This is a genomic window from Kineosporia sp. R_H_3 (assembly GCF_002198675.1).
Taxonomy (GTDB): Bacteria; Actinomycetota; Actinomycetes; order Actinomycetales; family Kineosporiaceae; genus R-H-3.
Genome location: NZ_MWLL01000081.1, coordinates 1 through 9,225 on the forward strand (window position 1 = coordinate 1; position 9,225 = coordinate 9,225).

6 protein-coding genes and 2 pseudogenes are annotated in these 9,225 nt (G+C 72.0%); 1 reads left to right on the forward strand and 7 read right to left on the reverse strand.

What is annotated here, in order from left to right:
• From ECOMGDLI_RS05385 to ECOMGDLI_RS05400, 4 genes and pseudogenes are all read right to left on the reverse strand, one after another.
• Window positions 1-599: pseudogene (locus ECOMGDLI_RS05385) on the reverse strand (rhamnose isomerase); the annotation flags it as partial.
• A gap of 87 nt (window positions 600-686) precedes the next feature.
• Window positions 687-1,538, reverse strand: coding sequence for a carbohydrate ABC transporter permease (locus tag ECOMGDLI_RS05390; protein ID WP_198954578.1), 852 nt, complete (start codon window positions 1,536-1,538; stop codon window positions 687-689).
• Entirely contained in the window at window positions 1,535-2,401 is an 867-nt protein-coding gene (locus ECOMGDLI_RS05395) for a carbohydrate ABC transporter permease (protein WP_233153323.1), read from the reverse strand. Before ECOMGDLI_RS05395 ends, ECOMGDLI_RS05390 begins: the two co-directional genes overlap by 4 nt.
• A gap of 106 nt (window positions 2,402-2,507) precedes the next feature.
• Window positions 2,508-3,830, reverse strand: coding sequence for an ABC transporter substrate-binding protein (locus ECOMGDLI_RS05400; RefSeq protein ID WP_088314804.1), 1,323 nt, complete (start codon window positions 3,828-3,830; stop codon window positions 2,508-2,510).
• 288 nt (window positions 3,831-4,118) lie between these two features.
• Here ECOMGDLI_RS05400 and ECOMGDLI_RS05405 point away from each other — a divergent pair, with 288 nt between their 5' ends.
• Complete coding sequence (locus ECOMGDLI_RS05405; protein WP_088314807.1) at window positions 4,119-5,192, forward strand: LacI family DNA-binding transcriptional regulator; 1,074 nt, start codon at window positions 4,119-4,121, stop codon at window positions 5,190-5,192.
• A 130-nt stretch (window positions 5,193-5,322) separates the two neighbouring features.
• Here ECOMGDLI_RS05405 and ECOMGDLI_RS05410 read toward each other — a convergent pair whose 3' ends face one another.
• From ECOMGDLI_RS05410 to ECOMGDLI_RS05420, 3 genes and pseudogenes are all read right to left on the reverse strand, one after another.
• Window positions 5,323-6,771 (reverse strand): rhamnulokinase family protein, encoded by a 1,449-nt coding sequence (locus tag ECOMGDLI_RS05410; protein WP_088314810.1) that lies wholly within the window; start codon window positions 6,769-6,771, stop codon window positions 5,323-5,325.
• Between the two features lie 26 nt (window positions 6,772-6,797).
• A complete protein-coding gene (locus ECOMGDLI_RS05415; RefSeq protein ID WP_369812718.1) occupies window positions 6,798-8,918 on the reverse strand; it encodes a bifunctional aldolase/short-chain dehydrogenase in 2,121 nt (706 codons plus the stop codon).
• 48 nt (window positions 8,919-8,966) lie between these two features.
• Window positions 8,967-9,225: pseudogene (locus ECOMGDLI_RS05420) on the reverse strand (rhamnose isomerase); the annotation flags it as partial.

Genomic DNA, 9,225 nt, shown 5'->3' on the forward strand with positions numbered 1-9,225 from the left:
GCGTACGCCGTCCCCCAGTCCGGCACGTCGGTCGAGTAGAACGCCGGCTCGAAGAACTTGTACTCCAGCACCAGTCGCTGTTCCCCCGAGAGCTGGGAGTAGATCTCGGCCAGCGAGGTCGCGAGGTTGTCCTGGCGGGCCCGCAGGTCGTTCTGGCCCGGGTAGTTCGCGCCGTCCGCCAGCCAGATCTTCAGGTCCCGCGACCCCGTCGCCGTCATCACGTCGATGCAGTCCAGGTGGTGCTCCACCGCCCGGCGCCGCGCGGCCGGGTCGCTCGAGGTCAACGACCCGAACTTGAACGCCTCGTCCTGGAACGTGTTGCTGTTGATCGTCCCCAGCGTCAGACCCAGGTCACCTGCGTACCCGGCCAGCGCCGCGTAGTCGTCGACCGCGTCCCAGGGGATGTGCAGCGCCACGCTCGGCGCCAGGCCCGTGTACTGGTGCACCTGTGCGGCATCCGCGAGCTTCTCGTGCACCGACCGCGGCGTCCCCGCCGTCGGCCACACCCGGAACCGGGTCCCCGAGTTCCCGAACGCCCACGACGGCAGCTCGATCGCCTGCGCCGCCAGCACGTCCTGGACAGGACCGATGTCAACCATTGGTTCACCCTTTCGAGATGCCGCTGGTGCGGCCGCGGACCGGGAGAGCCGCGGCCGCACCGGATGGTGGGCCCGGTACGGACGGGGTCAGCCCTTGACGGCTCCCGAGGTCATCCCGCTGACGATCTTGCCGTTGAAGAGGACGAAGACGAGCAGCGGCGGGATCGTGATGACGAGGATGTTCATGAAGAGCAGGTTGTACTGGGTGCTGAACTGGCTGAGGAAGTTGTAGAGGGTCAGCTGGACCGTGGCGTTCTCGTCGCCCGGGGTGAAGTACAGCGGGTTGACGAAGTCGTTGAAGATGAACACCGAGTTCGTGAGGATCGACGTGATGGTCACCGGGCGCAGCAGCGGGAAGATGACCCGGAAGAACAGCGTGAGGCTCGAGCAGCCGTCGATGACCGCCGCCTCGTCGAGCTCGCGCGGGATCGCGGCGATGAACGCGCGGTAGAGCAGGATCGTGAAGGACATCGAGAACGCGACCTCGACGAGCACGAGCCCGGGGATCGTCTTGAACAGGTGAAGCTTCTGCAGCACCCAGATCGTCGGGACGATCGCGGGCGGGATGATGAGGCCGGACAGGATGAGCGCGCCGACGACGTCGGACACCCTGCCGGGCCGGCGCTGCAGGACGAACGCGACCATCGAGCAGAGCACGACGAGGATCGCGACCGACGAGACCGTGAGGATCGTCGAGTTCTTGAAGGCGACGAGGAGCATCCCGTCCCGGGCGGCGAACACCTCCCTGAGGTTGTCCAGGACCGGCCACGTCGTCGGCAACGAGAACGTGAGGTCGGAGGCCTCGAACTCGTCCTTGAAGGCCGTGAGGACGATGAAGACGAACGGGACGACGAAGACGACGAGAGCGGCGCCGACGGCGAGCACCTCGGTGCCGAGGCGTCGCAGCCGGCGGGCGGGAGTGAGGGTCTGCGCGCTCACAGGTCGACCTCCCGGGAGCTGAAGAACCGGGCCAGGGGGAAGACGATCGCCGACACGAGGAGGAACAGCACGACGTTGCCCGCGGTGGCCAGCCCGTAGAAGCCGGCCTGGTACTGCTTGTAGATGACCGAGGCGATGGTGTCGCTGGCGAAGCCGGGCCCGCCTCCGGTCATCGTCCAGATGAGGTCGAACGAGCGCAGGCCGCCGATGAACGACAGCAGGATCACGGTGAAGGTGGCGGGCCGGGCGAGCGGCAGGGTGACGTTCCAGAACTGGGTCCAGGCGCCGCCGCCGTCGACCTCGACGGCCTCGTAGTAGTCCCGCGGGATCGACAGGATCCCTGCGATGTAGATGACGGTCGCAAGCCCGACGCCCTTCCAGACGTCCACCGCGGCGACGGACAGCAGGGCGGTGTCCGGGTCGCCGAGCCAGTCCGGGCCGGTGATCCCGACCTTCGCCAGTGCGGCGTTGACGATCCCGAAGTCGGGTTGCAGGAGCACGCTGAACGTGATGCCGACCGCGACCGTGCTCACGAGCACCGGGAAGAACGTCAGCGCCCGCAGCAGCCCCTTGAGCCGGATGCTCGACGTGAGGACGATCGCCAGCAGCATCCCGAGGACGACCTTGAGGCCGCTCGTGGTCACCGCGTAGACGAGGGTGTTCACGAGGCTGGAGCGCAGCGACTGCTCGGAGAAGAACTGGCGGAAGTTGTCCAGCCCGATCCACTCGGACTCGAACAGGTCCCACCGGGTGAAGGCGAAGTAGAACGAGATGAGGGTCGGCAGCACGAAGATGACGCCGTAGACGACGCCGGCCGGTGCGTAGAACCAGTACGAGTACCTGCGCTGCGTCGTCCCGCGCACCGCCGACGCCCGCGCAGGCGTCGGGGCGGCCCGGCCGGGCCCCGCGTCACCGCGGGACCCGGCCGTCCGAGCGTTGCTGCTCGACGGGGACTGCATCACCAACGGGTCACCAGCCGGCCAGGCCCAGCTGCTTGGCCTGCTTCGTGACGTCCTTGTCGTACTGGTCGGCGGCCTCCTTCGCCGGCGTCTGGCCGGTCTCTACGGCGGTGGTGATCTGCTCCAGGGCCGGCCCCTTGACCGGCGAGAGGAACTCCAGCGCCGGGGAGTTGTTGCCGCCGTCGATGTACGCCTTGATGTCGTTGATGACCGGCGCCGCGTCCGCCGGGGTCGTGACCCCCTTGACGAGCGAGGGGCCGGTCGGCGGGACGGCCGCGTACATGGCCGCGACGCCCTCCGGCGAGGCCACGAAGCCCACGAACGTCTTGGCCGCCTCGATGTTCTTGCCGGCCGACGGGATGTACTGGCCGCCCGGCATCCACAGCGTCGCGCAGTTCTTCGCGGCGTCGTCACCCGGGATCCCGAAGAAGCCGATCTTCGCGGCCTGGTCCTTCGGCAGGGTCCCGACCGGGAAGGTGAGCATCGGGAACTGCGCGGCCTTGCCGGAGACGAGGAGCTTCATGCCCTGGTCGAACGTCGTCGAGCCGGCACTCTTGTTGAGCCAGCCCTTGCTGCTCGCCTCGGCCGTCTTCTCGAAGCCGCGCAGGGCGGCGGGGTCGGTCGCGTACTTGACCTTGTTGGCGGTGTAGTCCGCGGCCCAGTTCGGGTTGCTCGCGGCGACGTTGCAGTAGTCACCGAGGACGAACAGCTGCGTCGTCCAGGTGTCCTTGAACGACCCGATGACCGGCGTGACCCCCGCCGCCTTGAGCTTGTCGTTGTTCGCCGTGAACTCGGCCCAGGTCTTGGGGACCGTCAGCCCGGCCTCGGCGTAGACGTCCTTGTTGTAGAGGATGCCGCCGCCCATCGCGTCGCCCCACGGCGCGCCGTAGACCTTGCCGTCCTGCGTCACCGACGGCAGGAAGGACTCGTCGACGTTCGCCAGCACCGGGGACCCGGTGAGGTCGACGAGGCTCTTCGCGGGGTTGAGCGCCTGGAGCAGCGACCCCGAGTTGTACCAGAAGACGTCCTCCATGCTCCCGGTCGACAGCTTCGTCTTCACGAGATTGTCGCCGTCGGCCCCGCCCGGGCGCGTGCTCGTCTTGACCGTGATGTCGGGATGGGCCTTCTCGAAGGCGGCGACCACGGCCTCCGCGTTCTTGACCGTCGACTCGGCGTTGTCGACGAGGAGCGTGATCTCGGTCTTGCCGGCGGCCTGGCCGCCGGACCCGCCCGCGGCAGGTGCGCCGCCCGAGCTCCCGGAGCCGCAGGCCGCGGTGGCCAGGGCCAGGACGAGGCCGGTGGCCCACGTGAGCCGTACCCGACTGGACTTCATGAGGGACCTCCGTCATAGGGCCGTGGTGAGACGTGATGGGTCGTGATGCGATGAGAACGTAGAACGTTCTCCGCGTGTTGAAACGTTTTATATGGCGCTGCTCACACGAGTCAAGACATCCGCGCGTAACAAGTCGATAACGCGGAAGACGCTGCGGGAACTGGTGTCCGGACCGGAAGCGCTCCCATCGGCACGGCCGGGGTGCACCGTCCGGATGATGTCCGGGACCACCGCGACGGACTATCGTTTCAGTCGTCGCGTACAACGTTGTCCAGGAGTGCAGACCCCATGACCCGAGCACGGCCCGCCCGCCGGGTGACGATCGTCGACGTCGCCGCGCACGCCGGGGTCTCGACCGCCGCCGTGTCCAAGGTGCTCCGCAACGCCTACGGCACGAGCCCCGCGATGATCGAGCGGGTCCGGGCCTCGATGGCCGAGCTCGGGTACAGGCCGCACGCGGCGGCCCGCGGTATGCGCGGGCGCACCTTCACCGTGGGCGTGCTGCTCGACTCCATCCGCAACCCGTTCTTCGCCGAGGTGCTCGACGGTGTGCGCGACGGCTTCGACGGCACCGACTACCACGTGTTCGTCGGCGCGGCCGGCTTCTCGCCCCAGGACCAGCGCGCGATGGCCGACGCGATGGTGGACCGGCAGATGGACGGCATCGTCGTCGTCGGCCCGAGCATCCACCCCGAGGACGTCGCCGACATCGCCCGGGGCACGCCGACCGTCGTCATCGGTCCGCACGACCCCGTCGACGGCTACGACGCCGTCGTCCACGACGAGTTCGCCGGGGCCCGGGCGGCCGTGCAGCACCTGCACGCCCTGGGGCACCGCCGGATCGCTCTCGCAGGCACCCTGGGCACACCCGGCAACCGCTGGGCACGACGTCCCGAGGTGCTGCTCGAGGAGGGCTACCGGGCCGCGATGGCCGCGGCCGGCCTCGGCGAGCACGTCCGCGTCGTCCACGGCCGGCAGTACGAGGAGGGCGGCCGCGAGTCCGGGACGGTCCTGCTCACGGGCTCGCCGCGACCGACCGCGATCCTCGCCTGGACGGACGCCGCGGCGCTCGGCGTCTTCCAGGCCGCGAGCGAGCTGGGGATCGGCGTGCCCGCCGACCTGTCGCTCGTCGGCTACAACAACACCTCGCTCGCGACCCTCACCGGCGTCGCGCTCACGAGCGTGGACCAGGCCGGCGCGCAGATGGGGACGGCCGCCGCGACCCTGCTGCTGGAGCGGCTCGAGGGCCGCACCCGGGACACCGTCGTCACCACGACGCCGCAGGTCGTCGTCCGGCGCTCCACCGCAGCGACCGGCACGACCGGCACGACCGACGGGACCGACCGCGCCGCCGCCTCCTGACGTCCGCCCGCGACGGGCCGTCGGGCGGGGGCGTCGGTACGCCCACGTCGTCGCGCCTGCCGCCTGCACCGGGACGCTCGCCGGGCTCGCCGCGACGACGGTCCGGTTCGGGTCCCGCCCGGTGCGAGCGTCAGGGCGTGTAGTGCGCGAGCGGCTCGGAGCGGAGCAGCGCACGCAGGTCGTCGAGGGTGCCGGCGACGGTGCCGGCGGCCCGGGCCTGGACGAGCGCGTTGCCGAGCGCGGTGGCCTCGACCGGGCCGGCGACGACGGGGCGTCCGGTGGCCCGCGCGGTGAGCCGGCACAGCACCGTGTTGAGGCTGCCGCCGCCGACGACATGGACGACGTCGACGGCGCGGCCGGAGAGCCGGACGGCATCGTCGACGGCCCGGCCGTACGCAGCGGCGAGGCTGTCGAGGATGCAGCGGACGAGCGCCGGGCGGCCCTGCGGGAGCGGCCGGCCCGAGTCGGCGCACAGCGCCGCGATCCGCGCGGGCATGTCGCCGGGCGGCAGGAACACCGGGTCGTCGACGTCGACGACGGGGCCGCCGTCCGGCACGTCGGCCGCGGCGGCGAGGATCCGGGCGAGGTCGGTCGGGGAGCCCTGCCGGTCCCAGGTCCGCAGCGACTCCGAGAGCAGCCACAGGCCCATGACGTTGCGCAGGTAGCGGACCCGGCCGTCGACGCCGCCCTCGTTGGTGAAGTTCGCCGCGCGGCTCTCGTCGGACAGGACCGGCCCGGGCAGCTCGACACCGACGAGCGACCAGGTGCCGGAGGAGATGTACGCGAACCGCTCCCCCGCCGCCGGGACGGCGACCACCGCGGACGCCGTGTCGTGCGACCCGACGGCGACGACCGGGGTCGACACGGGCAGCCCGGTCGCCTCGGCGACGTGCGGCAGCAGGGTGCCGACCGTCTCCCCGGGCCGGACGAGCGGCGGGAGCGCGGACGACGGCAGGCCGAGCCGGTCGGCGAGCGCGACGTCCCACTCCCCGGTCCGGACGTCGAGCAGCCCCGTCGTCGACGCGTTCGTCGCCTCGGCCCGGGCGGCCCCGGTGAGCCAGTACGCGAGCAGGTCCGGCACGAGGAGCAGCGACCGCGCCCGGGCCAGCCGGTCCGGATCCTCGGCGGCGAGCTGGTAGAGCGTGTTGAACGGCAGGAACTGCAACCCGTTGCGGCCGTAGAGCTCGGCGTGCCGGACCCGGGCGTGGACGGCGTCCACACCGCCACCGGGGCGGGTGGTCCGCTCGTCGCGGTAGCAGTAGGGCGTGCCGAGCAGCGCGCCGCCGGCGTCGAGGAGCCCGTAGTCGACGGCCCACGAGTCGATCCCGATGCTGTCGACCCGCTCGCCGCCGCCCAACCGGTCGGCGACGGCGCGCAGCCCGGCGAGGATCTCCGCGAAGAGCCGGACGACGTCCCAGTGCAGCGCCCTGCTCCCGCCGCCGGAGCCGTTCTCCCACAGCGGGACCGGCTCGTTGCCGAACCGGTGGACCTCGTCGAGCGCGACCCCGCCGGGGCCGACCCGCGCGAGCATGACGCGCCCGCTCGAGGCGCCGAGGTCGACCGCGACGTGGACGCTCATGCCCGCCCCTCCCCCGGCCCGCCGGCTCAGCGCAGGAAAGCGGCGGCGACGCCGGCGTCGACGGGCACGTGCAGCCCGGTGGTGTGCGTGAGGTCGCCGCCGGTCAGGGCGAAGACCGCGTTGGCGACGTGCTCGGGCAGCACCTCGCGCTTGAGCAGCGTCCGCTGCGCGTAGAAGGCGCCGAGCTCGTCCTCCGGCACGCCGTAGACCGCGGCCCGGTCGGCACCCCAGCCGCCGGAGAAGATCCCCGAGCCGCGCACGACCCCGTCCGGGTTGATCCCGTTGACCCGGATCCCGACCCCGCCGAGCTCGGCCGCGAGCAGGCGCACCTGGTGCGCCTGGTCGGCCTTCGCCGCGCCGTAGGCGACGTTGTTCGGACCGGCGAAGAAGGCGTTCTTGCTCGAGATGTAGACGATGTCCCCCGCGGCGCCGTCCGGGCAGCCGCGGTCGGGGAGCCTGCCCTGCGCGGTCATGACCCGGGCCGCCTCCCGGGAGACGAGGAACGAGCCCTTCGCCATGACGTCGTGCTGGAGGTCCCAGTCCCGCTCGGTGGTGTCGGCGAGCGGCTTGCTGATCGACAGCCCGGCGTTGTTGACGACGAGGTCGACCCCGCCGAACGCCAGGCACCCTGCGGCGAACGCCGCCGCGACGTCGTCGGCGCTCGTCACGTCGGACCGGACGGCGAGCGCGACGTCCGACGCCCTCAGCGCCTTCGTCCCGGCGGCGATCTCGGCGGCGACGGTCTGCGCGGCGGCCTCGTCGAGGTCGGCGACGACGACGCACGCCCCCTCGGCGGCCAGCCGGTGCGCGATCGCGCGGCCGATCCCGGAGCCCGCACCGGTGACGAGCGCGACCCGGGCCGCGAGCGGCTTGGGCCGGGGCAGCCGGGCGAGCTTGGCCTCCTCGAGCGCCCAGTACTCGATCCGGAACTTCTCGCTCTCCTCGATCGGCGCGTAGCTGGACACCGACTCCGCGCCGCGCATGACGTTGATCGCGTTGACGTAGAACTCGCCCGCCACCCGTGCGGTCTGCGCTGTGGCCCCGAAGGAGAACATCCCGACGCCGGGCACGAGGACGACGGCCGGGTCGGCGCCGCGCATCGCGGGGCTGTCCGGCGTCGCGTGCCGGGCGTAGTAGGCCGCGTAGTCCTCGCGGTAGGCCGCGTGCAGCTCGCGCAGCCGGGCGACGGCGTCCTCGACCGGCGCGGTCGCGGGCAGGTCGAGGACCAGCGGGCGGACCTTGGTCCGCAGGAAGTGGTCGGGGCAGGAGGTGCCCAGCGCCGCCAGCGGGCCGAGCTTCTCCCGGGAGCAGAAGTCGAGGACGGCCTCTGAGTCGGTGTAGTGGCCCACGGCCCGGGCGTCGGTCGAGGCGAGCCCACGGATCACCGGCGCCAGCGCCGCGGCGCGGGCGTGCCGCTGCTCGACCGGCAGCGCCTCGTAGCCGGGGACGACGGCGCCGAACGGCTCGGCCTTCCCGCGGGCGGCGAGGAAGGCCGCTGCGGTGGAGATGATGTCGAGGCTGTTCGCCTCGCACTGCTCGCTCGTGGCCCCCCACGCGGTGATCCCGTGGCCGCCCAGGACGCAGCCGATCGCCTGCGGGTTCGCCTCCTTGACCGCCGCGATGTCCAGCCCGAGCTGGAAGCCCGGCCGCCGCCACGGCACCCAGACGACCCGCTCCCCGAAGCACTCCTTGACGAGCGCCTCGCCGTCCGCGGCCGTCGCGAGCGCGATCCCGGAGTCCGGGTGCAGGTGGTCGACGTGCGCGGCGTCGACGAGGCCGTGCATCGCGGTGTCGATGGACGGCGCGGCGCCGCCGCGACCGTGCAGGCAGAAGTCGAAGGCCGCGACCATCTCGTCCTCGCGCTCGACCCCGGGGTAGACGTCGACGAGCGCCCGCATCCGGTCCAGCCGCAGCACCGCCAGCCCGGCCTCGGTGAGCGTCCCGAGGTCACCGCCGGACCCCTTGACCCACAGCAGCTCGACGGGCGCCCCGGTGACCGGGTCGACGTCCGTGCCCTTCGCCGAGGTGTTGCCCCCGGCGTAGTTCGTGTTCGCCGGGTCAGCGCCCAGGCGGTTCGAGCGGGCGACGAGGTCGTCGACGGGGCGGGTCTGGCTGGCCATCGGTGAGCTCCGGTTCTCGTTATGAATCGTTTCATTCACGATAGGTGGCCGCGGGGCCTGCGGTCAAGGACGCCGCTACGCCCCCCAGCCGGCCTGGGTACCGCCGACCCGGTCGGCCGCGATCCGCTCCAGGTAGCCGCTCTCCCCGAACGCCTTCTGCGGGTCGGCCGGCAGGCCGCGCGCCTCCCGCCAGACGGCCAGTGCGGGGCGGACGTCGGTCCAGAAGGCGTCCATGAAGACCTCGTTCGCGGCGAGGACGTCGTTCGCGTCCTGCGCCGCCTCGAGTGCGCTCCGGTCGAGCAGCAGTGCCCGCGCCGTCATCTCCTGCACGTTG

Excerpts from the sequence above, each read along its gene's own strand:
- ECOMGDLI_RS05400 (WP_088314804.1), bottom strand. The coding sequence starts at position 3,830 with ATGAAGTCCAGTCGGGTACGGCTCACGTGGGCCACCGGCCTCGTCCTG.
- ECOMGDLI_RS05405 (WP_088314807.1), top strand. The coding sequence starts at position 4,119 with ATGACCCGAGCACGGCCCGCCCGCCGGGTGACGATCGTCGACGTCGCC.
- ECOMGDLI_RS05410 (WP_088314810.1), bottom strand. The coding sequence starts at position 6,771 with ATGAGCGTCCACGTCGCGGTCGACCTCGGCGCCTCGAGCGGGCGCGTC.